This window comes from Streptacidiphilus pinicola (assembly GCF_003258295.1).
GTDB classification, from domain to species: Bacteria; Actinomycetota; Actinomycetes; order Streptomycetales; family Streptomycetaceae; genus Streptacidiphilus; species Streptacidiphilus pinicola.
On record NZ_QKYN01000085.1, the window covers coordinates 1 to 21,425 of the forward strand.

The following is a 21,425-nucleotide window of genomic DNA, read 5'->3' on the forward strand; positions in this document are numbered from 1 at the left end:
CGCCGCGCCCGCCGCCGCCGTCGAGGCGTCCGACGCCTACGTCACGCCGCTGGTCCGCAAGCTCGCGGCCGAGAACGGCATCGACCTGAACCAGGTCAAGGGCACCGGCGTCGGTGGCCGCATCCGCAAGCAGGACGTGCTGGCCGCCGCCGAGGCCGCCCGCGCCGCCGTCGCCGCCCCGGCTCCCGCCGCCGCCGCGACCGGGGCCGCGAAGGCCCCGACCACCATCGCCGCCGCCTCCCCGCTGCGCGGTCAGACGGTGAAGATGACCCGCATGCGCAAGGTCATCGCCGAGAACATGGTCAAGGCGCTGCACACCGCCGCGCAGCTGACCACGGTCGTCGAGGTCGACGTCACCAACATCATGCGTCTGCGCGAGCAGGCCAAGGGCGCGTTCGCCGCCCGCGAGGGCGTCAAGCTCTCGCCGATGCCGTTCTTCGTGAAGGCCGCCGCCGAGGCGCTCAAGGCGCACCCGGTCGTCAACGCCTCCATCAACGACGACGAGGGCACGATCACGTACCACGCCGTCGAGAACATCGGCATCGCGGTCGACACCGAGCGCGGCCTGATGGTCCCGGTCATCCACGAGGCGGGCGACCTGAACATCGCCGGCATCGCCAAGAAGACCGCCGACCTGGCCGCCCGCACCCGGGACAACAAGGTCAAGCCGGACGAGCTGTCCGGTGGCACCTTCACCGTCACCAACACCGGTTCGCGCGGCGCCCTGTTCGACACCCCGATCTTCACGCCGCCCACCGTCGCGATCCTCGGTGTCGGCGCGACGGTCAAGCGCCCGGTCGTCATCGAGTCGCCGGAGCTGGGAACCACCATCGCCGTGCGCGACATGGTGTACCTGGCCCTGTCCTACGACCACCGGATCGTGGACGGCGCCGACGCCGCCCGCTTCCTGGGCACCGTGAAGGCCCGTCTCGAGGAGGGCGCGTTCGAGGGCGACCTCGGGCTGTGATCTCCGCGCTGTGATCCCCGCCCGGGGTAGCGCACGTACCGAAGGCCCCGTCTCCGCTTTCCGCGGAGACGGGGCCTTCGGCCTGTCCCGCGTGCGTGGGGCTGCCCCGACGTGGATGCTTGAGGGCGTGATGGACGAGACGGACTTCTGGCAGCTGATCGACGAGACCCGGGACAGCGTCGAGGGCGACCCTGTCGACCAGGCCGACCTGCTGGTCGAACGCCTCGTCGAGCGGACGCCCGACGAGGTGCTCGACTACGCGCGGCTCTTCGAGGCGCGCATGGGCCGCGCCTGGCGGGTCGAGCTGTGGGGTGCCGCCGACCTGCTGCTGGGCGGGGCCGGCGAGGACGCCTTCGAGGCGTTCTGCGCCTGGCTGATCGGCCAGGGCCGCGACGTCTTCGAGGGCGCCCTGGCCGACCCCGACGAACTCACGGACCTGGTGCCGGACTTCGACGACGAGGAGGACGGCGACGCCGAGGAGCTCGGCTGGGTCGCCGACCGCGCCTACGAGCAGCTCACCGGTGCCCGGCTGCCGGACCTCGGCCGCCGCAGCGGCGACCCGATCGGCGCGGACTTCGACTTCGACGACCCGAAGGAGATGGAGAAGCGCTACCCGCGCCTGTGGGAGCGCTACGGCGCCTGAACCGCCACGATGGCCGGGTCGGCGACGCTCTCGCCGACGACGAGCGGGCTCACAGCTCGAAGCCCATCAGCACGTCGTCCTCGTACCGCCCCGCGACCAGGAACTCGCGCGGCTGCACCCCCGTCACCGTGAAGCCGGCCGTCTCGTACAGGGCGCGCGCCACCGTGTTGCCGCCGAGCACCCGCAGCGTCACCCGCTGCGCCCCCTCGTGGCGGGCCTTGGCGATGGCGGCGTGCAGCAGGGCGCGGCCGAGGCCGAGGCCACGCGCCTCGGGGGCCACCTGCAGGCCCTGGATGGACCGGATGTGCGCGTTGCTGGGCAGCGGCGTCGGCGGCAGCACCCGTACCCAGCCCAGCAGTTCGCTCTCGCGCATGGCGACCAGCATGTGCTCGGGCCGGTGCCGCTCGTCGTGGAACGCGGTGCTGTCCGACTGTGGCGGATCGGGCCGCTCCGAGACCTCCGACACCGGCGACCAGCAACGGTGGTCGAGCACGTAGACGGCGTGGCCGTCGGCCGGGGTGGCCGGTCTGATGACGACGTGGGTGGTGGTCCCGGAATCCGCGGTGTCCATGGCCGGAGCCTACGCGGTCCTTAGGGCCCCAACTGCTTGAATATCGGCATGCGCATCGCCGTCACCGGCTCGACCGGCCTCATCGGTTCCGCCCTGGTCCACTCAGCTCTGGACGACGGGCACGAGGTGGTCCGTCTGGTCCGGCGCGAGCCGCAGGAACGCGCCGACGGCACCACGGAGGTGCGCTGGAACCCGCCCCTGCGCGCGATCGACCGCAAGGGTCTGGAGGGCGCCGACGCGGTGGTGCACCTGGCCGGCGCGGGCATCGGCGACCACCGCTGGACCGCCGACTACAAGCGCCGGCTGCGCGACAGCCGGGTGCTCGGCACCGAGACCCTGGCCGCCGCCCTGGCGGGCCTGGAGCAGCAGCCGCGGGTGCTGGTCTCCGCCTCGGCCATGGGCTACTACGGCCAGACGGGCGACGCCGTCATCGACGAGGACGCCCCCGCCGGCGACGACTTCCTGGCCCGGCTCTGCGTCGAGTGGGAGCAGGCCGCCGCGCCCGCCGCGGACGCCGGGATCCGGGTCGCGCACACCCGCAGCGGCCTCGTGGTGGACGCGGGCGGCGGCGCGTTCGCGCGGCTGCTGCCGCTGTTCAAGCTCGGTGTCGGCGGCCGGCTCGGCAACGGACAGCAGTACTGGAGCTTCATCTCGCTGCGCGACGAGGTCGCCGCGATCCGCCACCTGATCGACGCCGACCGGCTCTCCGGCCCGTTCAACCTGACCGCCCCGGTGCCGGTCACCAACGCCGAGATCACCACCGCGCTGTCCCGGGCGCTGCGACGGCCCGCAGCGCTCCCGGTACCGGAGTTCGCGCTGCGGGCCGTGCTGGGCGAGATGGCGGTCGAGGTCGTCGGCAGCCACCGCGTGGTACCGCGGCGGCTGCTCGACTCCGGTTTCCGCTTCGCCCACGCCACCATCGACCAGGCGATCGCGGCGGCGCTGGGCTAGCAAAGGCTGCTAGATGTTCTTCGGCCAGGGCGCGCCGGGCCGCAGGTAGACCGCCCAGGTGACCAGCGAGCAGACCGCGTAGGCCGCCAGGAACGCCAGGTAGGCGGCGTCGCCGTTGCCGGTGGCCAGGAACGACTGACGGAAGGCCAGGTTGACCAGGACCCCGCCGAAGGCCCCGATCGCGCCCGCGAGCCCGATCAGCGCCGAGGCGCGGCGCCGCGCCTCCTGCTCGGTCGCGGCCTTCAGCTGGAAGATCGCCGGGATCATCTTGTAGGTCGAGCCGTTGCCGACGCCGCTCAGCACGAACAGCGCGACGAAACCGGCCAGGAACAGCGGCAGCGACTTGGCCTGCGAGGCCGCCAGCACCGTGCCCGCGCCCGCGGCCATCAGCACGAAGGTGGCGAGCGTGATCCGCGCCCCGCCGTACCGGTCCGCCAGCCTGCCGCCGAGCGGCCGCACCAGCGAGCCCAGCAGCGGACCGAGGAAGGTCAGGTAGGCGGCCTTGACCGGGGTGTCGAACTGCTGGTGGAACTGCACCTGCAGGACCTGCCCGAAGGCGAAGCCGAAGCCGATGAAGCTGCCGAAGGTGCCGATGTAGAGCAGCGACATCACCCAGCTGTGCGGCTCCCTGACCACGTCGCGCAGCGCGTGCCGGTCGTTGCGCAGGGAGCTGAGGTTGTCCATCCGCAGCGCCGCGCCGAGCGCCGCGAGCACGATCAGCGGCAGGTACACCAGCGGCACCAGGCGCGGCTGCGCCACCCCGGCCGTGGCCAGCACCGCGAGGCCGACCAACTGCACCACCGGGACACCGAGGTTGCCGCCGCCCGCGTTGATCCCCAGCGCCCAGCCCTTGAGCCGCTGCGGGTAGAAGGCGTTGATGTTCGCCATCGAGGAGGCGAAGTTGCCGCCACCCACACCCGCGACGCAGGCCACCGCGAGCAGCGTCCCGTAGGAGACGCCCGGCTGCAGCACCACACCCGCCAGGATCGTCGGCACCAGCAGCAGCGCCGCGCTGAAGACCGTCCAGTTGCGGCCGCCGAAGCGCGCCACCGCGTAGGTGTAGGGCAGCCGCAGCACCGCGCCGAGCGCGGTCGGCACCGCGGTGAGGGTGAACTTGCCTGCGGCGTCGATGTGGTAGGCCGGGCCGAGGAAGAGCACCAGTACCGACCACAGGCTCCACACCGAGAAGCCGATGTGCTCCGACAGCACCGAGAAGACCAGGTTGCGCCGGGCCACCTTGGCCCCGGCCTCGGCCCAGAAGTCCTCGTCCTCCGGCCGCCAGTCGGTGATCGCGCGGCTTCTGGCGGGAGCGGCGGCGGTCGCCTCGGCGACCGGGGCGGCGCTCATCGGTCACCCGCGGACGTGTTGTGCCGCGGGGAGAGGCGGACCGACCAGACCCGCAGCACCGCGGGCCGCCCGTCGGGCGCCGTCTCCTCGTCGAGGCAGCGGCCGTCGCGCAGGTCGAAGACGTGCTTGTACATCGGCGAGGACACGGTCGGGACGCCGTCCCGACTGCCCAGGATGCCGCGCGAGACCACATAGGCGCCGCTGAACGGGCACAGGTTGTCCACCGCGAAGAGCGCGCCGGACCGGTCCCGGAAGACCGCGACCTGCTGCCCGCTCTCACTCAGCACCGCCACGCCGCGCCCCGGGATCAGCTCCTCGAAGGCGCACACGCGGGTCCAGGTGCGCCCGTCGAGGATCTCCACCGTGCCTGTCGCCACCGTGCCTGTCGCCGCAGCGGCGTCGACAGGCCTCGTCAACATCTCGGTCATGCGCAGTCTCCAATCATGCGGTCCGCACCTCCAGTCGGGGGCCGGCGACCAGCGCCGGGGTGAGGATCCGCCCGTCCTCCTCGGGACGGGCGGGGCGGATCTGGCCGCGTTCGGGGACGAAGGTCACGGCCGGGTCGGGGGTGCCCGGGGCGTTCACGAAGGAGGTGAAGCGCCGCAGGCGGTCGGGGTCGGCGAGCACGGCGGCCCACTCGTCCTCGTAGGCATCGATGTGACGGTCCATCAGTGAGTCCAGCTCGGCGCAGATGCCCAGGGAGTCCTCCATGACCACCTGCCGGACGTGGTCCAGGCCGCCCTCGATCCGGTCCAGCCAGACCGAGGTGCGCTCCAGCCGGTCGGCGGTGCGGATGTAGAACATCAGGAACCGGTCGATGGTCTTGAGCAGCGTCTCCTTGTCCAGGTCCGCCGCCAGCAGGTCGGCGTGACGCGGCGTCATGCCGCCGTTGCCGCCGATGTACAGGTTCCAGCCGGCCGAGGTCGCGATGACACCGAAGTCCTTGCCCTGCGCCTCCGCGCACTCCCGGGCACAGCCCGAGACGGCCGCCTTGAGCTTGTGCGGGGAGCGCAGGCCCCGGTACCGCAGCTCCAGTTCGATCGCGAGCCCGACGGAGTCCTGCACGCCGTAACGGCACCAGGTGTCCCCCACACAGGACTTCACCGTGCGCAGCGACTTGCCGTAGGCGTGGCCGGACTCGAAGCCCGCGTCCACCAGCCGCCGCCAGATCTGCGGGAGCTGGTCGACGCTCGCGCCGAAGAGGTCGATCCGCTGGCCGCCGGTGATCTTGGTGTAGAGGCCGTGGTCGCGGGCGATCTCGCCGATGGTGATCAGCCCCTCCGGGGTGATCTCACCGCCCGGGATCCGCGGGACCACCGAGTACGAGCCGTTGCGCTGGAGGTTGGCCAGGAAGTGGTCGTTGGTGTCCTGCAGGGCGCTCTGCTCGCCGTCCAGGATGTGCCCGCGGCTCAGGCTGGCCAGGATCGAGGCGACCGCCGGCTTGCAGACGTCACAGCCCTCGCCGCCGCGCCCGTGCCGGTCCAGCAGCTCGGAGAAGCTCGCGATCCCGGCCACCCGCACGATCTCGTACAGCTCCGCACGGGTGTGCCCGAAGTGCTCGCACAGGCTCTTGTCGACGGTGACGCCGCCCGCCTCCAGCTCCTCGGTGACGATCGTGCCGAGCATCTTCACGCAGGAGCCGCAGCCCGTTCCCGCCTTGGTGCACTTCTTGACCTCGGGGACGGTGGTGCAGCCCTGCTCGTGGACCGCGGCGCGGATCTCACCCTTGCTGACGTTGTGACAGGAGCAGACCACCGCCTCGTCCGGCAGTGCGATCGGACCCGACGCCGGCGCCAGCCCGGCCGGCAGCACCAGCTGTTCGGGCGCCGTCTGCAGCGGCTTGCCGCCCATCGCCAGCGGCCGCAGCAGGCCGTAGGCCTCGGTGTCCCCGACCAGCACCCCGCCGAGCAGCTGCCCGTCGGTGCCGATCACCAGCTTCTTGTAGACCCCGGCGCGGCTGTCGCTGTAGAGCACGTCGACCGCGCCCTCGGTCGCGCCGTGCGCGTCGCCGAAGCTCGCCACGTCCACGCCGAGCAGCTTCAGCTTGGTGGAGGTGTCGGCGCCGGTGAAGTGGTGCTCCTCGCGCAGCTCGTCGGCCAGCGACCGGGCCGCCGTCTCGGCCATCTGGTAGCCGGGCGCGACCAGACCGTAGACCCGGCCGTCGGAGGCCAGCGCGCACTCGCCGATCGCGTAGACGTGCGGGTCGCGGGTGCGGCAGCGCTCGTCCACGACGATGCCACCACGCTCGCCGACCGGCAGCCCGCACTCCCGGGCCAGCTGGTCGCGCGGCCGCACGCCGGCGGAGAAGACCACCAGGTCGGCGGGGAGCTCGCGCCCGTCGGACAGGCCCATCGCGCGGACCCGGCCGTCCTCGTGGGTCAGCACCGACTGCGTGCCGGCGCCCGTGTGGACGTTGACACCCAGCTCCTCGATCTTCCGCTTGAGCAGCTTCCCGCCGCCCTCGTCGACCTGGATCGCCATCAGCCGCGGGGCGAACTCGACGACGTGCGTCTCCAGCCCCAGCGCGGTGAGCGCCCCCGCCGCCTCCAGCCCGAGCAGACCGCCCCCGACGACGACGCCGATGCCCGGCCTGCCCGTGTCACCGCCCAGCGCGTCGGCCTCGTCGCGGATCCGCTCCAGGTCCTCGATGGTGCGGTAGACGTGGCAGCCGGCCGCGTCGTGGCCGGGGACCGGCGGCACGAACGGGTAGGAGCCGGTGGCCAGCACCAGCGCGTCGTAGCGCAGCTCCGCGCCGGAGGCGCAGGTGACGGTGCGCGCGGCCCGGTCGACGGCCGTCACCGGATCGGCGAGGCGCAGGTCGATGCCGTGCTCGGCCAGGAAGCCGGTCGGGGTCAGCGACAGCTCCTCCGCGCTGGTGCCCGAGAACCACGAGGTCAGGTGCACCCGGTCGTACGCCGCACGCGGCTCCTCCGCCAGCACCGTGATCCGCCACTCGGCGGCGCCCGGCTGCTCGACGAAGGCCTCCAGGAAGCGCTGGCCGACCATGCCGTGACCGACGAGGATCAGGTCTTTCAGGTGAGTCGTCATCAGGAGGCTCCAGGGGTGGTGGTGAGCAGGTGCTGCGACAGCAGGTGCAGCGGTGCGTCGGTGTGGGAGTCGTCGCGCTCCAACGCGCGGGCGAGGTCCCCGACGGTGGCGAGGTCGCCGAGGAGGATCGCGCCGACCAGGCGGTCGCCACGCATCACGAGCTTCTTGTAGGTGCCACGGGTGGCGTCGGTGAGCCGCAGCTCGTCGACGTCCTCGTCCGCGTCGGCCGCGTCGAACTGCACCTCCCCGAAGGCCGCGTACTCGATCGGCCCGGCGCTGAGCCGGGCCAGCGGCCGCGAACCGGTGTAGCGGGCGTCCGGGTCGGCCCCGGAGAGCCGGGCGGCGAGCACGTCGGCCTGCTCCCAGGCGGGACCGGCCAGACCGTGCACCGTGCCGGCGTGCTCCGCGCAGTCCCCGATCGCGTACACGTGCGGAGCGGAGGCGGCGAGGGTGTCGTCGACGACGACCCCCTTGCCGACCGTGAGCCCCGCCGTGTGCGCCAGCCCGGTGCGCGGCCGGACCCCGCAGGCGAGCACCACCAGGTCGGTGGCCAGCCGGTAGCCGCTCGCCAGCTCCACCTCGCCCGCCTCGGTCAGCGCCCGGGCCCGGTTGCCCAGGTAGACCTCGACGCCGAGGACCCGCAGCGCCCCGCGCAGCGCCGCCGCCGCGTCCGCGTCCAGCTGGCGCTCGATCAGGTGCGGTCCCTGGTGCACGATCTCGACCTGGGGTCCCAGCGCCGCCAGCGCCCGGGCGGCGCTGACGCCGAGCACCCCGCCGCCGACGACCACGGCCCGCTTGGCGTCCACGGCCTCCTCGGCGAGCCGGGTGCAGTCCGCGAGGGTGCGCAGCGCGTGCACGCCCTCGTTGAGCCCGCCGCCGTCGTCGCGACGCAGGCCGCGGATCGGCGGCAGCACCGGGTTGGCACCGGTCGCCAGCACCAGCTCGTCGTAGGCCTCCGTGCTCCCGTCCGCGAGGTTCAGCAACCGCGCGCCGAGATCCAGCGCCACGACCTCCGCCCCCGGCCGCAGCTCGGCCCCACCGGTCGGCAGCGCGATCGCCTCGGCGTCGAAGCGGCCGGTCAGCACGTCCGCGAGCAGCGCCCGGTTGTAGGGGGCGCGCGGCTCGCTGCCGTAGAGGGTGACCCGGCCGGTCCCGCCGAGCGCGACGTACCGCTCGGCGAACCTGGCCGCGGCCATGCCCGCGCCGACGACGGCGACATGACGTCTGCTCACTTGCTCTCCCCCACACGCTCGATGCGCACTGCGCAGACCTTGAACTCGGGCATCTTCGAGGTGGGATCCAGAGCCGGGTTGGTCAGCGTGTTGGCGCGGCCGGGCCCGGACCAGTGGAAGGGCATGAAGACCGTGTCCGGGCGGATCGCGTCGGAGATCCGGGCCGGGGCGACCACGCGGCCGCGTCGGGAGACCACCGCGAGCTGCTCGCCGTCCGCGACACCGAGCCGCGAGGCCAGCCGCGGATGCAGCTCCACGAACGGGCCCGGGGCCGCGGAGTTGAGCTCCGCGACGCGCCGCGTCTGAGCCCCGCTCTGGTACTGGGCCAGCACCCGGCCCGTGGTGAGATACATCGGGTACTCCGCGTCCGGCTCCTCCGCCGCCGGACGGTGGCTGACCGGCGCGAAGCGGGCGCGGCCGTCCGGCGTGGCGAAGGCGTCCAGGAAGAGGCGCGGCGTGCCCGGGTGGTCCTCGGCCGGGCAGGGCCAGAAGACCCCGTCCTCGGCCGCGATCCGCTCGTAGCTGATGCCGGCGTAGTCGGCCTGGCCGCCCGCCGAGGCCCGGCGCAGCTCCGCGAAGACCGCCTCCGGATCGTCGTCGAAACCGCCTTCGCCCCCGGCGCCCTTCGCGCCGAGCCGCTCGGCCAGCTCCCTGAGCACCCACAGGTCGCTCCGCACGCCCTCCGGCGCCGCGACGGCCCGGCGGCGCAGCAGGACCCGGCCCTCCAGGTTGGTCATGGTCCCGGTCTCCTCGGCCCACTGCGTGCTCGGCAGCACCACGTCCGCCAGCTGCGCGGTCTCGGAGAGCACCAGGTCGGAGACGACGAGCAGGTCCAGCGCGCGCAGCCGCTCGGCGATCCGCCCGGCCCGCGGTGCGGAGACGACCGGGTTGGAGCCCATCAGCAGCAGCGCCCGCACCCCGTCCGGCCCCTCCGCGCCCAGGCTGTCCAGCAGCTCGTAGGCGGAACGACCGCTGCGCGGCAGCTCGTCCGGGTCCACGCCCCAGACGGCGGCGACGTGGGCGCGCGCGGCCGGATCCTCGATCGAGCGGTAGCCGGGCAGCTGGTCGGCCTTCTGGCCGTGCTCACGCCCGCCCTGCCCGTTGCCCTGGCCGGTGAGGCAGCCGTAACCGGAGTACCGCCGCCCCGCCTTGCCGGAGGCCAGGCAGAGGTTGATCCAGGCGCCGACCGTGTCGGTGCCCTTGCTCTGCTGCTCCGGACCACGCGCCGTCAGCACCATGCCGGTCCGGGCCCGCCCGAAGTGCTGCGCCGCCTCCCGCAGCCGCGCCACCGGCACGCCGGTGATCCGCTCGACCCGCTCCGGCCAGTGGGCCATCGCGGCGGCGCGGGCGTCCTCGAAGCCGGTGGTCCGCTCCGCGACGAAGTCGACGTCGACCATCCGCTCGGCGATCAGCAGGTGCAGCAGGCCCAGCGCGAGGGCCAGATCCGTGCCCGGCACCGGCTGCAGGTGCAGGTCGGCCAGCTCGGCGGTACGGGTGCGGCGCGGGTCGACGACGATCAGCGTGCCGCCGTTCTCCCGCAGCTCGCGGAAGTAGCGCAGCGCGGGCGGCATGGTCTCGGCCGGGTTGGCGCCGACCAGGATCAGGCAGTCCGTCCGCGGGACGTCCTCCAGCGGGAACGGCAGCCCGCGGTCCACGCCGAAGGCGATCCTGCCCGCGGCGGCGGCCGAGGACATGCAGAACCGCCCGTTGTAGTCGATGGTCGCCGTCTTCAGCGCGATCCGGGCGAACTTGCCCAGCTGGTAGGCCTTCTCGTTGGTGAGCCCGCCACCGCCGAAGACGCCGACCGCGTCCGCGCCGTACCGCTCCCTGACGCCCGCGAAGCCGGCCGCCACCCGGTCCAGCGCCTCGGTCCAGCTCGCCGCCCGCAGTTCGCCGCGGCCGCCGGCCTTGCCGGCGCGGACGAGCGGCGTCGTCAGGCGGGTGCCAGGTGCGAGCAGCGCGGCGGCGTTCTGGCCCTTGCCGCACAGCGCGCCGCGGTTGACCGGGAAGTCGGCGCGCTCGCGGACCTCCACCGGCACCGGGCCGGCGGCCGGTGCGAGCCGCATACCGCACTGCAGCGAGCAGTACGGACAGTGCGTCGGGGTGGTCGTCGTCATGCCAACGACCCTGACCGCGGGGCGTTACACGTCCTTGTCCCCCTTGTTGCGCCGGAGGTACACCTCGCTCACACCACCCCGGGGAGGGGGTGGGTCGGCGGACATCCGCCGTAACAAACGCGGGCGTTTCGCTAACGCCAGCGTGATCGTCAGGCAACCTCCCGGTAACCGGCGGCGGTGAACCTGCGTCCATGGGCACCGCACAGACCTCCCCGCTCCTCCCGCTCACCGGATTCACCGTCGGCGTGACCGCCGCGCGGCGCCGCGACGAGCTCGTCGCACTGCTGACCCGGCGCGGAGCGCGGGTCGTCGAGGCGCCCACTCTGCGCATCCTCCCGTTGGAGGACGACCTCGCGCTGCGCCGCGCCACCGAGCAGTGCCTGCGCGCGCCCCTCGACTACGTCGTGGCCACCACCGGCGTCGGGTGGCGCGGCTGGATGAGCGCCGCCGACGGCTGGGGCCGCGGGACTGAGCTCGCCGCCGCCTGCCGAGAGGCGGTCGTACTGACCCGCGGCCCCAAGGCCACCGGCGCCGTCCGCGCCAGCGGCCTGGACGAGACCTGGTCGCCCGGCACCGAGGCCACCGACGAGCTGCTCACCTGGCTGCTGGCCCGCCCGCTCGACGGCCGCCGGATCGCCGTGCAGGAGCACGGCATCCCGCTCACCGACTTCGCCGCGGCGCTGCGCGAACGCGGCGCCGAGGTGATCTCCGTCCCCGTCTACCGCTGGGCCCCGCCGGAGGACCCCGCCCCGGTGCGCCGCCTGGTCGAGCAGACCGCCCGCCGCGAGCTGCACGCGCTCACCTTCACCAGCGCGCCCGCGATCACCGCCTTCCTGGCCACCGCCAGAGCCGACGGGCTGGACGGCCCGGTGCTGGAGGCGCTGCGTGGCGAGGTCCTCTCCGTCAGCGTCGGCCCCGTCTGCGCCCGCCCTCTCGTCGAGGCGGGCGTTCCCGTCGTCTGGCCCGACCGCGGGCGGCTCGGCTCCCTGGTCCGCACCCTCACCGAGGTGCTGCCCGCCCGCAGCCGGCAGACACTGCGGGTGGCCGGACGGGAACTCGTGCTCCAGGGCAGCGCGCTGCTGGTCGACGGCGAGAGCTACTGGCTCTCCCCCAAGGGCGCCACGCTGCTCCGCGCGCTCGCCGAGAACCCCGGCTGGGTGCTCAGCCGCGCCGAACTGCTCCGCCGCGCCTGGGCCGACTCCGACGCCGACGAACACGCCGTCGAGGCGGCCGTCGCCCGGCTGCGGCAGTCCCTGGGCCACCACAGCGACCTGGTCCGCACGGTACCCAAGCGCGGCTACCGGCTGGCGGGCGGATGACGGGGGTGGACGCTCCGACGTCGCGCACCCCGCCGACGCTGCTCGCCGTCGCCCACGGCACGCGCGAGGCCGACGGCGTTGCGACGACCGAGGCGCTGGTCGCCCGGGTCCGCGCGCTGCGGCCCGACCTGCCCGTCGAACGCTGCTTCCTGGACCTCGTCTCCCCCTCGCTGCCCGAGGCGCTGGCCCGGCTGCGCGGCGAGGTGGTCCTGGTACCGCTGCTGCTCGGCGCCGGGTACCACGTCCGCGTCGACATCCCCGCCGCGCTCGCCGAGGCACCGCACCTGCGCGCCCGGGTCGCCCGCGCCCTCGGCCCCGACCCGTTGCTGGCCCAGATCCTGACGGACCGGTTGGACGAGGCGGGCTGGGACGCGCCGGGCGCGCCTCGCCGGCCGAGCGCGCTGGTACTGGCGGCGGCGGGCTCGACCGACCCCGCCGCCAACGCCGACACCGTCGCCATGGCCGGACTGCTCGGCGACCGGCTCTCCGCCCCGCCCGCGCTGCCCGCCCCATCCGCGCTGCCCGTTGTGCCCGCGTACCTGTGTGCGGCCGGTCCGACGCCCGAGGAGGCCGTGGCGGAGCTGCAGGCGGCCGGGCACGAACGGGTGGCCGTCGCCTCGTATCTGCTCGGGCCCGGCTTCTTCGCCCGCCGGGCCGCCCGGGCCGGCGCCTGGGTCACCTCCGCCCCCCTGGGCGCACACGACGCGCTCGCCCGCCTCGTCACGCTCCGCTACGACGAAGCCCTGACCTGAGGCGCGGCGGACTCGCGACCGGGGTCCTGGCGGACCGGCGCAGAGGCACGCCCAGGGGGCGTACGGGAGCACTTTCGGGGCGCATGCTCACGCCGGGGTGACCAGGGGCGCACGAGTCCGACCCAGAGATGACACAGCGTCACTCGCGGTGCCAGCAGACCCGTTCGTCGGCCGAACTTCCTTGTCTGATCTGCTGTTTGAGGGGGCATGACTGAGAGAAGCCCCGGAAGCCCTGGCACCCCGGAGGGAGCCGTCCGTGCCCGCAGCAGCCATCCCCACCCCCCTGCACACGCGTCGCCGCGACACCGATGTCGTGATCGTCGGCGCCGGTCTGGCCGGTCTGACCGCAGCCCGCAGACTCACCGAATGCGGACTGTCCGTCACCGTCCTGGAGGCCACCGACCACGTGGGCGGTCGGATGGCGGGGGAGCACTGCGAAGGCTACCGCCTCGACCACGGCACCCACCTGCTCAACACCGCCTACCCCGAGCTGGCCCGCACCCTGGACCTCGGCGAGCTCGAACTGCGGCCACTGAGCCCCGAGGTGATGGTCCACGCCGACGGGCGCCGTTCCCGCTTCGGCACACCCGCCGGTCCGCGCGCCGCGCTCGGCGTGGCGCTCGACGCCGCCCGCGCGCCCATCGGCCGCCCCTGGGACAAGGCCCGTCTCGGCGCCAACCTCGCCCGACTCGCCGCCACCCCCGTCGACCGGCTGCTGGCCCGGCCCGAACTCACCGCCGGGGAGGCGCTGCACCGACGCGGCATCCCCGCCGCCACCGTCGACGGCTTCCTGCGCCCGCTGCTCGTCGCCCTGCTCAACGATCCGCAGCTGCGCACCAGCAGCCGCGTCGCCGACCTGGTCCTGCGCAGCTACGCACGCGGCCGGCTCTGCCTGCCCGCCCAGGGCGTCGGCGCCGTCCCACTCGCCCTGGCCGCACGGCTGCCCGCCGGCACCGTGCGCGTCGGCGTCCGTGCCACCTGCATCGCCGCCGACGGCGTCGAGACCGAACACCACGGCCGCTTCGGCGCCCGTGCCGTCGTGGTCGCCACCGACTCGCGCTCCGCCGCGCAGCTGCTGCCCGGCCTGCACGAACCCGAGCACCACCCGGTGACCACCTACTACCACGTGGCCGACACCAGCCCGCTGACCGAACCGCAGCTGCTGCTCGACGCCACACCCGGCGCCCTCGTGTCGCACACCCTCGTACTGAGCGAGGTGGACCGCTCCTACGCGCCCACCGGCGCGCTCATCGCCTCCACCGTGCTGGGCCGCGGCCGGATGCCGAGCCAACGCACCGGTGACGCTGCCGGCCGGGATGACCGGGCCGACCGGGATGACCGGGCCGACCCGGGTGAGCCTGCCGTCCGGCGGGCGTTGGCCCGTCTCTACGACACGGACACCGGCGGCTGGCACTTCCTGACGGTGCGCCACTTCGCCGAGGCGCTGCCCGCGATGCCGCCGCCCCACGTCTTCCGCCGCCCCGTCCGGGTGCTGCGCGGACTGTACGTGTGCGGCGACCACCGCGACACCAGCTCGGTCCAGGGCGCCCTCATCTCCGGGCGCCGCGCCGCGGACGCGGTGCTGCGCGACCTCGGCCTCACCACCCCGGTCTCGCCCGAGGCCATGGCGGCGTAGCGGCCGGCCGCGGAGTTCAACGACGGAGTTCTGCTCCGGCAGCGATCAGATGACCCCGGCGGTCCGGGCCGCCTCCTCGAAGGCCCGGACCGAGGGGTTGCCCCGGTAAGGAGCGAGCCTGCGGGCGAAGTCCCGCAGGTACTCCACCGCGCGCAGCGAGCGCATCTCGGTCACCCCGCGCAGCGCCTCCGTGGCCGCGGCGCACGCCTCGTCCAACTCACCGAGGCCGAGCCGGGAGGTGGCCAGCACCACCCGGCAGAAGACCCTGCTGCGCGCGTAGGTCTGCGGACGCAACCGCAACGAGCGCTCCGCGTGCTGCGCCGCCGGCCGCCACTGCTGCAGGTCCCGGTAGCAGTGGGCGAACTCGTCGGCCAGCTGGGCCTCGTCGAAGAACCGCGCCCAGCTGGGCAGTTCGTCCCCGGCGTGCGAGGCCTGCAGCGCCCGCTCGGCCCGCACCAGCGCGGCCGTGCACGAGCGCGCGTCCCCGAGCAGCCCGTGCCCGCGCGCCTCGGCCGCGTGCATCAGCGCCTGCGCCGCCACCGGTGCCGTCGAACCGACGCCCTGCTGCGCGACCCGCGCCAGCTGCACCGCCTCCCGGCCGTGCCCGAGGTAGACCGCCTGCCGACTCATCGTCACCAGCACGTAGCCGCCGTACAGACGGTCGTTCGCGGCCTGCGCGAGCCGCAGCGACTGGACGAAGTACCGCTGGGCCAGCCCGTGCGCGCCGATGTCGTACGAGGTCCACCCGGCCAGTCGGGTCAGATCCGCCACCGCGCCGAACAGGGCACGGCCGATCGCCTCGTTGTAGCGACCGCGCAGCATCGGCTCGGCCTCGCTCTCCAGGTACCGGATCAGCGCCTGCCGGGCATGGCCACCCCCGTAGGCGTTGTCGAGCGCCCGGAAGAGATCCCCGACCGCGCGCATCGCGGCCACGTCGCCGCGACTCACCCGCGGCACCCCGCGCAGCGCGGCCACCTGTTCGCCGCCCGGTCCACCCGGCCCGCCCGTCGCGCCCCCACCACCTGCGGCCACGCCGCTGCCGTCGCGGCGGGTCTGCGCCGGGATGCCCGCGCGCGCCAGATCGTTGCGGGCCGGATCGTTGCGGCCCGCCTCGCCGCGGGGCAGATCGGCGCGGCCCAGGTCCTGCGGGGTCTCCCGGGCCACCCGGTCGTCGGTGCGGCCGATCAGCCAGTCCCGGCTCGGCACCACCAACCCGGCGGGCGTGAACGCGATCCGGCGCAGCTCGCTGTGGGCACCGGTGTCCTTGCGCCACATACTGGCCACGATGTCCACGGCCTCGGCCGGGCTCTCGGCGAACTCCAGGCCCGCGTAGACCGGGGCGCACGCGTCCAGGCCCAGGTCCTGCGCGGTCAACCGGCGTCCGAGCCGCCGGGTGAACACCTCGGCGATCAGCGCCGGCGTCGCACCGCGCGGCTGCTGGCCGCGCAGCCAGCGGGTCACCGAGGTCTTGTCGTAGCGCAGGTCGAGACCGTGCTCGCTACCGAGCTGGTCCACCCGCCGGGCCAGACCCGCGTGCGAGAAGCCCGCCTCCTCGATCAGTGCCGAGAGCCGCTGGTTGTACTGGAGGCGATCACCGCCACCACCACCGCTCCCACCACCAGCGTTGCCGCCGCCGTTGCCGCCACTGCCGCCGCCGCTGTTCGAGCCACCGCCGCCACCGCCGCCGTTCGACCCGCCTGGTGTGGCGCGCTCCGACGAGGGTGGTGAGTCCGGCGCGCGGCGCGGCCGGCTGTCCAGCAGCGCGCGGTCGAGAGGGGCGCGGTCGAGCGGCGGACGATCGGTCACTGGCCGTTGGGGCATCTGGCACACACCTTCCGGGGGCTCGCGCCGCAAACGCCGCGAGCTCCCTAGGGGAACGGCGTGAATGTAGCGAGCATTTGGCGCCCGCGGCCGGTTCCGGCCGGACAATCGTCCGAACGGGTGAAGCCCGTCCCTCCTGGCGGGGACGCTGCGACACGTGGGACGACGCGCCGCCCTTACGCGACCGCTGCGCGCTCGCCCACGCACGCACCCTGGCGGCGATCCCCACAGCCGCGCCCGCGTCTGTGGCGACGGCCCACATGGGAGCCCTCCGCCCCGCGGCCTAGCGTCTGCGGCCATGGAGAGCACCCACGCAAGCTTGCTGACCGGGCGGAAAGCCCTGGTCACCGGCGCGGCCAGCGGGATCGGCCGAGCCTGCGCGCACGCCCTCGCCGAGGCGGGCGCCGCGGTCTACGTCGTCGACCGGGCCGCCGAGGCCGCCAAGGAGGTCGCTGAGGAGATCGGCGGCACCGCCCTGGTGGTGGACCTCTCGGACGCGGCAGCGGTGGACGCCCTCCCCGACGACGCCGACATCGTCGTCAACAACGCCGGGCTCCAGCACGTCGCCCCGCTCCACGAGTTCCCGCCCGAGCTGTTCACCCTGATCCAGCGGGTCATGGTCGAGGCCCCGTTCCGGATCGTCCGCCGCACCCTGCCGCACATGTACGCGGCCGGCTGGGGCCGGATCGTCAACATCTCCTCCGTGCACGGGCTGCGCGCCAGCGCCTACAAGTCCGCCTACGTGACCGCGAAGCACGCCCTCGAAGGCCTGAGCAAGGTGATCGCCCTGGAGGGCGCCCCGCACGGGGTCACCAGCAACTGCGTCAACCCCGGCTACGTCCGCACCCCTCTGGTCGAGGGTCAGATCGCCGCCCAGGCCGAGGCCCACGGCATCTCCGCGGACGACGTGGTGGACCGGATCCTGCTCGACCGCACAGCGATCAAGCGCCTGATCGAGCCCGAGGAGGTCGCCGCCGCCGTCCTGTGGCTGTGCGCCCCCGCCGCGGCCGGTATCACCGGCACATCCCTCCCCATGGACGGCGGCTGGACCGCCCGCTGACGCACCGCCACCGACGCACCACCCGATCCCCCACCCCCAACGGAAGGCCCCATCGCCGTGGCAACCGAAACCACCCCCACCCAGGCCTCGCCTGAGGCGCGCGTCCCCAGAGGTCTCGCCAGGGTCGTCGCCGCCAGCCTCGTCGGCACGACGATCGAGTGGTACGACTACTTCCTCTACGGCTCCGCCGCCGCCCTCGTCTTCGACAAGGTCTTCTTCCCGACGACGGACCCGCTGACCGGCACCCTGCTCTCCTTCCTCACCTACGCGATCGGCTTCGCCGCCCGCCCGGTCGGCGCGCTGGTCTTCGGCCACTACGGCGACCGGCTCGGCCGCAAACGGCTGCTGGTGGTCAGCCTGCTGATGATGGGTGTGGCGACCACCCTGATCGGCTGCGTCCCCGGCTACGACACGCTCGGCGTGGCCGCGCCGATCCTGCTGACGGTGCTCCGGCTGGTCCAGGGATTCGCCCTCGGCGGCGAGTGGGGCGGCGCGGTGCTGCTGGTCTCCGAGCACGGCGATGCGAAACGCCGAGGCTTCTGGGCGTCCTGGCCGCAGGGCGGCGCGCCGCTGGGCAACCTGCTGGCGGTGGGCGTGCTGTCGCTGATGACGACCCTCCAGCCCGACTCCGCCTTCGTCGCGTGGGGCTGGCGCATCCCGTTCCTGCTCTCCGGGGTGCTGGTCGCGGTCGGTCTGTGGATCCGGCTGGGCGTCGACGAGTCCCCGCTGTTCCAGGAGGCCCGCCGCCGCGCCGAGGCCCGCGCCGCCGAGGGCGAGCCGGAGCAGCCGCCGCTGCTCGCCGTGCTGCGGCACCACTGGCGCGACGTCCTGGTCGCCATCGGCGCCCGGATGGCCGAGAACATCTCGTACTACGTGATCGTCACCTTCGTGCTCACGTACTGCGTCGACCATCTGAAGATCGAGAAGCAGACCGCGCTGAACGCGGTGCTGATCGGCTCGGCGATCCAGTTCTGCCTGATCCCCGTCTTCGGGGCGCTCTCGGACCGGTTCGGCCGCAAGCCCGTCTACCTCGTCGGCGCGGTCGGCACGGGGGCGTGGGCGTGGGCCTTCTTCGCCCTGCTGGACACCAAGTCTTTCCCCGCGCTCGTCCTGTCGGTGACGGTCGGCCTGGTCTTCCACAGCGCCATGTACGCCCCGCAGGCGGCCTTCTTCTCCGAGCTGTTCCAGACCCGGATGCGCTTCTCGGGCGCCTCCATCGGCGCCCAGTTCGCCTCGGTCGCCGCCGGCGCCCCGGCCCCGCTGATCGCGGTCGCGCTGCTGAAGAGCTACGGCACCTCGACGCCGATCTCGGTCTACGTCACCCTGGCGGCCGTCGTGACCGTGGTGGCGCTGCTCTTCGCCCGCGAGACCCGGGGAGGGGAGCTGGACGAGGCGTGACAGCCCCGCCGGCTCCTGCGACGATGGCCCGCACCATGCCCGAAGAGACCGTCCCGCACTCCCCGGAGACCCACCCCGCCGAGCGGCTGCTGCGGCTGCTGGCCGGGGGCGCGTCCGCCGAGGAGCTCGGCGAGGCCGGAGCCGGCGCCCCCGGCTCCGCCGCGCAGGCCCTGCGTGTCCACCGCACGCTGGCCCAGCACCGACGCCGCGAGGCACAGCTGACGGCGCTCTTCGACACCGCCACCGACCTGGCCGCCTCCCGCGACGTGGACGCCGTGCTGCAGGCCATCGTCCGCCGGGCCCGGCTGCTGCTGGGCACCGACCTTGCCTACCTCACCCTGCCGGACGAGGAGGCCGGTGACACGTATATGCGAGTCACCGACGGGTCCGTCTCGCCGCTGTTCCAGACCCTGCGTCTGGAACTCGGCGAGGGGCTCGGCGGCCTCGTCGCGCAGACGTCCCGCCCCTACGCCACACCCGACTACCGCACCGACGCCCGGTTCCACCACACCCGCAACATCGACGCGGGCGTCCTGGACGAGGGCCTGGTGGCCATCCTGGGCGTGCCGCTGCTGCTGGAGAAGCAGGTCATCGGCGTGCTGTTCGCCGCCGACCGCAATCCGAGACCGTTCTCGCCCGACGAGGTGGCGCTGCTGTGCACGCTGGCCGCCCACGCGGCCATCGCGATCGACACCGCCCGCGCCCTGGACGACACCCGGGCGGCGTTGGCGGACCTCGCCGCCGCCAACGACGTCATCCGCGCCCACTCGGCCGCGATGCAGCGCGCCGAGGAAGCCCACGACCGGCTCACGGACCTCGTGCTGCGCGGCGGCGAGGTGCCCGCGGTCGCCGAGGCGGTCTCCGCCCTGCTAGGCGGCGGCATCGCGGTGCTGGACCCCGACGGCCGACGGCTCGCCGGGGAGCCGTGCCGGCTCGACGTGAGCGCCTTGGTGGCCGAGTCCCGCGCGACCGGGCGTGCCGTCGACGCGGACGGCCGCTGGGTCTGCGCCGTGCTGGCCGGCCAGGAGCTGCTCGGCAGCCTGGTACTGACGGGGCGTCCGGGGCTGGAGGACGCCGACCGCCGCCTGTTCGAGCGGGCGAGCGTGGTCACGGCGCTGCTGCTCCTGCTGCGCCGCTCCGTGGCCGAGGCGGAGAACCGGGTCCGCGGCGAACTGCTGACGGACCTGCTGGACAGTCCGCACCGCGACCCGGCCGGGCTGATCCAGCGCGGCCTGCGCCTCGGCGTCGACCTGCGCCGCCCTCATGTGCTGCTCGCCGCTCGCGCCTCCGGCGCCGCCGGCCCCGCCGGTGCAGCAGCCACCCGCGGCCGCCTGGCCGGCGCCGCGACCCGGCTGCTCTTCGGCCGCGGCGGGATCAGCGCCGAGCACGGCGACGGTGTCGTGCTCCTGCTCCCTGTCGACGCCGAGTCCCGTTCAGCCGAGCCCCGTTCAGTCGAGTCCCGTTCAGCCGAGTCCACCTCGGCGGTGGCGGCTGGGGCCGCTGCGCAGCTCTCCCAGCTCACCGGCGCCCCGGTCACCGTGGGGGCGGCCGGCCCGGTGGGCGGCGTCGCCGAGCTGGCGACCGCCCATGCCGAGGCCCTGCGGACTCTGCGCGCGCTGTGCGCCCTCGGCCGTGAGGGCGACGGGGCCTGTGCGACCGACCTGGGGTTCCTCGGGGTCCTGCTCGGCGAGGGCCACGACGTACGGGGCTTTGTCCAGGAGACCCTCGGCCCGCTGCTCGCCTACGACGCCCGACGCGGCACGGAACTCGTCCGCACCCTGGACGCCTACTTCGCCTGCGGCGGGAGCCTCACCCGGGCGAAGGACGAGCTCCACGTGCACGTCAACACCGTGGTCCAGCGCCTGGACCGGGTGGAGGCGCTGCTCGGTCGGGACTGGAACCACCCCGAGCGGGCCCTGGAACTCCAGCTGGCCCTGCGCCTGCACCTGCTGACCCGCTAGGCGGCCGCGGACTCAACCAGCTGCCAGGCCCCGGAGCACCAGCCCGACCACCGCGTGGAACTCGTCGTCTACCCCGGGACGGGACCACTCACCCGAGTACCCCGGGTCGTGGTAGTGGGCCGTGGCCTGGAAGACCACGTGACCCAGCTCCCCCGGATCACCCGAGGCGAAGGAGCCGCGCTCCTGTCCCTCGACGATGATCTCGGCCAGCTGCGCCTCCAGGCCGCTGACATGCTCCGCGATCAGCTCACTGTTCTCGCCCACCAGCACCTGGTAGGTGGCGAAGAGCTCCGGGTCGGCCAAGGCCTTCTCCTGCTTGGCCCGGAACAGGGCGGCCAACCAGAGCCGCAGCCGCTCCCCCGGCTCCTCGGGGCCGGCGGCGATGCCGGGCAGTGCGGCGTGCGCCCGGTCGAGCCAGCGACGGGTGACCGCGCCCCGCAGCGCGGCCTTGCTGGGGAAGTGGCGGTACACCGTGCCGTGACTGACCCCCAGCGCCCGGGCGACGTCGACGACCGTGGCCTTGCCCGGGCCGTACCGCCGCAGGACATCCTCCGCGGCCGCGAGGATGTCCTCGGGGGTGAGTGCTGCCTCCGCCATCGCCT

General features: G+C 74.1%; 17 protein-coding genes. 9 read left to right on the forward strand and 8 right to left on the reverse strand.

Translation table 11 applies throughout. The features are described 5' to 3' along the window. A partial coding sequence (sucB, locus tag DN069_RS21660) for a 2-oxoglutarate dehydrogenase, E2 component, dihydrolipoamide succinyltransferase (protein ID WP_111503300.1) occupies window positions 1–967 on the forward strand: 967 nt, incomplete at its 5' end. A 130-nt stretch (window positions 968–1,097) separates the two neighbouring features. Further along, complete coding sequence (locus tag DN069_RS21665) at window positions 1,098–1,610, forward strand: DUF4240 domain-containing protein (RefSeq protein WP_111503302.1); 513 nt, start codon at window positions 1,098–1,100, stop codon at window positions 1,608–1,610. 49 nt (window positions 1,611–1,659) lie between these two features. On the opposite strand, the gene DN069_RS21670 is transcribed toward DN069_RS21665, so the two are convergent. Then, complete coding sequence (locus DN069_RS21670) at window positions 1,660–2,181, reverse strand: GNAT family N-acetyltransferase (RefSeq protein ID WP_111503304.1); 522 nt, start codon at window positions 2,179–2,181, stop codon at window positions 1,660–1,662. Window positions 2,182–2,229: 48 nt separating this feature from the next. Between DN069_RS21670 and DN069_RS21675 the strand changes: the two genes are divergently transcribed. Continuing rightward, window positions 2,230–3,132, forward strand: coding sequence for a TIGR01777 family oxidoreductase (locus tag DN069_RS21675; protein WP_111503306.1), 903 nt, complete (start codon window positions 2,230–2,232; stop codon window positions 3,130–3,132). A 9-nt stretch (window positions 3,133–3,141) separates the two neighbouring features. Here DN069_RS21675 and DN069_RS21680 read toward each other — a convergent pair whose 3' ends face one another. The 5 genes from DN069_RS21680 to DN069_RS21700 are packed head-to-tail and all read right to left on the reverse strand — an operon-like array spanning window position 3,142 to window position 10,876. Then, window positions 3,142–4,479, reverse strand: coding sequence for a nitrate/nitrite transporter (locus DN069_RS21680; RefSeq protein ID WP_111503308.1), 1,338 nt, complete (start codon window positions 4,477–4,479; stop codon window positions 3,142–3,144). Continuing rightward, entirely contained in the window at window positions 4,476–4,898 is a 423-nt protein-coding gene (gene nirD / locus DN069_RS21685; RefSeq protein ID WP_207892223.1) for a nitrite reductase small subunit NirD, read from the reverse strand. The genes DN069_RS21680 and nirD overlap by 4 nt, the downstream gene beginning before the upstream one ends. Before the next feature lie 22 nt (window positions 4,899–4,920). Continuing rightward, complete coding sequence (gene nirB, locus DN069_RS21690) at window positions 4,921–7,527, reverse strand: nitrite reductase large subunit NirB (RefSeq protein WP_111503312.1); 2,607 nt, start codon at window positions 7,525–7,527, stop codon at window positions 4,921–4,923. Continuing rightward, window positions 7,527–8,759, reverse strand: coding sequence for an NAD(P)/FAD-dependent oxidoreductase (locus DN069_RS21695; protein ID WP_111503314.1), 1,233 nt, complete (start codon window positions 8,757–8,759; stop codon window positions 7,527–7,529). Before DN069_RS21695 ends, nirB begins: the two co-directional genes overlap by 1 nt. Continuing rightward, window positions 8,756–10,876, reverse strand: a complete 2,121-nt coding sequence (locus DN069_RS21700; RefSeq protein WP_111503316.1) for a molybdopterin oxidoreductase family protein — start codon at window positions 10,874–10,876, stop codon at window positions 8,756–8,758. Before DN069_RS21700 ends, DN069_RS21695 begins: the two co-directional genes overlap by 4 nt. A gap of 191 nt (window positions 10,877–11,067) precedes the next feature. Here DN069_RS21700 and DN069_RS21705 point away from each other — a divergent pair, with 191 nt between their 5' ends. The 3 genes from DN069_RS21705 to DN069_RS21715 all read left to right on the forward strand — a co-directional run bounded on the left by DN069_RS21705 (window position 11,068) and on the right by DN069_RS21715 (window position 14,583). After that, the gene (locus tag DN069_RS21705) at window positions 11,068–12,195 is read left to right on the forward strand and encodes a uroporphyrinogen-III synthase (protein WP_111503318.1); all 1,128 of its coding nucleotides are present in this window, start codon (window positions 11,068–11,070) and stop codon (window positions 12,193–12,195) included. Then, window positions 12,192–12,947, forward strand: coding sequence for a sirohydrochlorin chelatase (locus tag DN069_RS21710; protein ID WP_111503320.1), 756 nt, complete (start codon window positions 12,192–12,194; stop codon window positions 12,945–12,947). Before DN069_RS21705 ends, DN069_RS21710 begins: the two co-directional genes overlap by 4 nt. A 256-nt stretch (window positions 12,948–13,203) precedes the next feature. After that, on the forward strand, window positions 13,204–14,583 hold the full coding sequence (locus tag DN069_RS21715) for an NAD(P)/FAD-dependent oxidoreductase (RefSeq protein WP_243639551.1): 1,380 nt from the start codon (window positions 13,204–13,206) through the stop codon (window positions 14,581–14,583). A gap of 45 nt (window positions 14,584–14,628) precedes the next feature. Here DN069_RS21715 and DN069_RS21720 read toward each other — a convergent pair whose 3' ends face one another. Further along, window positions 14,629–16,404, reverse strand: coding sequence for an NsdA family TPR-like regulatory protein (locus DN069_RS21720; protein WP_243639553.1), 1,776 nt, complete (start codon window positions 16,402–16,404; stop codon window positions 14,629–14,631). A gap of 298 nt (window positions 16,405–16,702) precedes the next feature. On the opposite strand from DN069_RS21720, the gene DN069_RS21725 reads away from it, so the two are divergent. Genes DN069_RS21725 through DN069_RS21735 form a run of 3 tightly spaced genes read left to right on the forward strand, consistent with a single transcriptional unit; the run spans window position 16,703 to window position 20,823 of the window. Next, entirely contained in the window at window positions 16,703–17,464 is a 762-nt protein-coding gene (locus DN069_RS21725; protein WP_111503322.1) for a 3-hydroxybutyrate dehydrogenase, read from the forward strand. Window positions 17,465–17,521: 57 nt separating this feature from the next. Next, complete coding sequence (locus DN069_RS21730) at window positions 17,522–18,862, forward strand: MFS transporter (RefSeq protein WP_111503324.1); 1,341 nt, start codon at window positions 17,522–17,524, stop codon at window positions 18,860–18,862. Between the two features lie 35 nt (window positions 18,863–18,897). Continuing rightward, a complete protein-coding gene (locus DN069_RS21735) occupies window positions 18,898–20,823 on the forward strand; it encodes a helix-turn-helix domain-containing protein (protein ID WP_111503347.1) in 1,926 nt (641 codons plus the stop codon). A gap of 12 nt (window positions 20,824–20,835) precedes the next feature. On the opposite strand, the gene DN069_RS21740 is transcribed toward DN069_RS21735, so the two are convergent. Further along, a complete protein-coding gene (locus DN069_RS21740) occupies window positions 20,836–21,420 on the reverse strand; it encodes a TetR/AcrR family transcriptional regulator (protein WP_111503326.1) in 585 nt (194 codons plus the stop codon). Between the last annotated feature and the right edge of the window lie 5 nt (window positions 21,421–21,425).

Bases quoted from the DNA above. Each gene is read 5' to 3' on its own strand.
- DN069_RS21665 (WP_111503302.1), top strand. From the start codon at position 1,098: ATGGACGAGACGGACTTCTGGCAGCTGATCGACGAGACCCGGGACAGC.
- DN069_RS21670 (WP_111503304.1), bottom strand. From the start codon at position 2,181: ATGGACACCGCGGATTCCGGGACCACCACCCACGTCGTCATCAGACCG.
- DN069_RS21675 (WP_111503306.1), top strand. From the start codon at position 2,230: ATGCGCATCGCCGTCACCGGCTCGACCGGCCTCATCGGTTCCGCCCTG.
- DN069_RS21680 (WP_111503308.1), bottom strand. From the start codon at position 4,479: ATGAGCGCCGCCCCGGTCGCCGAGGCGACCGCCGCCGCTCCCGCCAGA.
- nirD (WP_207892223.1), bottom strand. From the start codon at position 4,898: ATGTTGACGAGGCCTGTCGACGCCGCTGCGGCGACAGGCACGGTGGCG.
- nirB (WP_111503312.1), bottom strand. From the start codon at position 7,527: ATGACGACTCACCTGAAAGACCTGATCCTCGTCGGTCACGGCATGGTC.
- DN069_RS21700 (WP_111503316.1), bottom strand. From the start codon at position 10,876: ATGACGACGACCACCCCGACGCACTGTCCGTACTGCTCGCTGCAGTGC.
- DN069_RS21705 (WP_111503318.1), top strand. From the start codon at position 11,068: ATGGGCACCGCACAGACCTCCCCGCTCCTCCCGCTCACCGGATTCACC.
- DN069_RS21710 (WP_111503320.1), top strand. From the start codon at position 12,192: ATGACGGGGGTGGACGCTCCGACGTCGCGCACCCCGCCGACGCTGCTC.
- DN069_RS21720 (WP_243639553.1), bottom strand. From the start codon at position 16,404: ATGCCCCAACGGCCAGTGACCGATCGTCCGCCGCTCGACCGCGCCCCT.
- DN069_RS21725 (WP_111503322.1), top strand. From the start codon at position 16,703: ATGGAGAGCACCCACGCAAGCTTGCTGACCGGGCGGAAAGCCCTGGTC.
- DN069_RS21735 (WP_111503347.1), top strand. From the start codon at position 18,898: ATGCCCGAAGAGACCGTCCCGCACTCCCCGGAGACCCACCCCGCCGAG.
- DN069_RS21740 (WP_111503326.1), bottom strand. From the start codon at position 21,420: ATGGCGGAGGCAGCACTCACCCCCGAGGACATCCTCGCGGCCGCGGAG.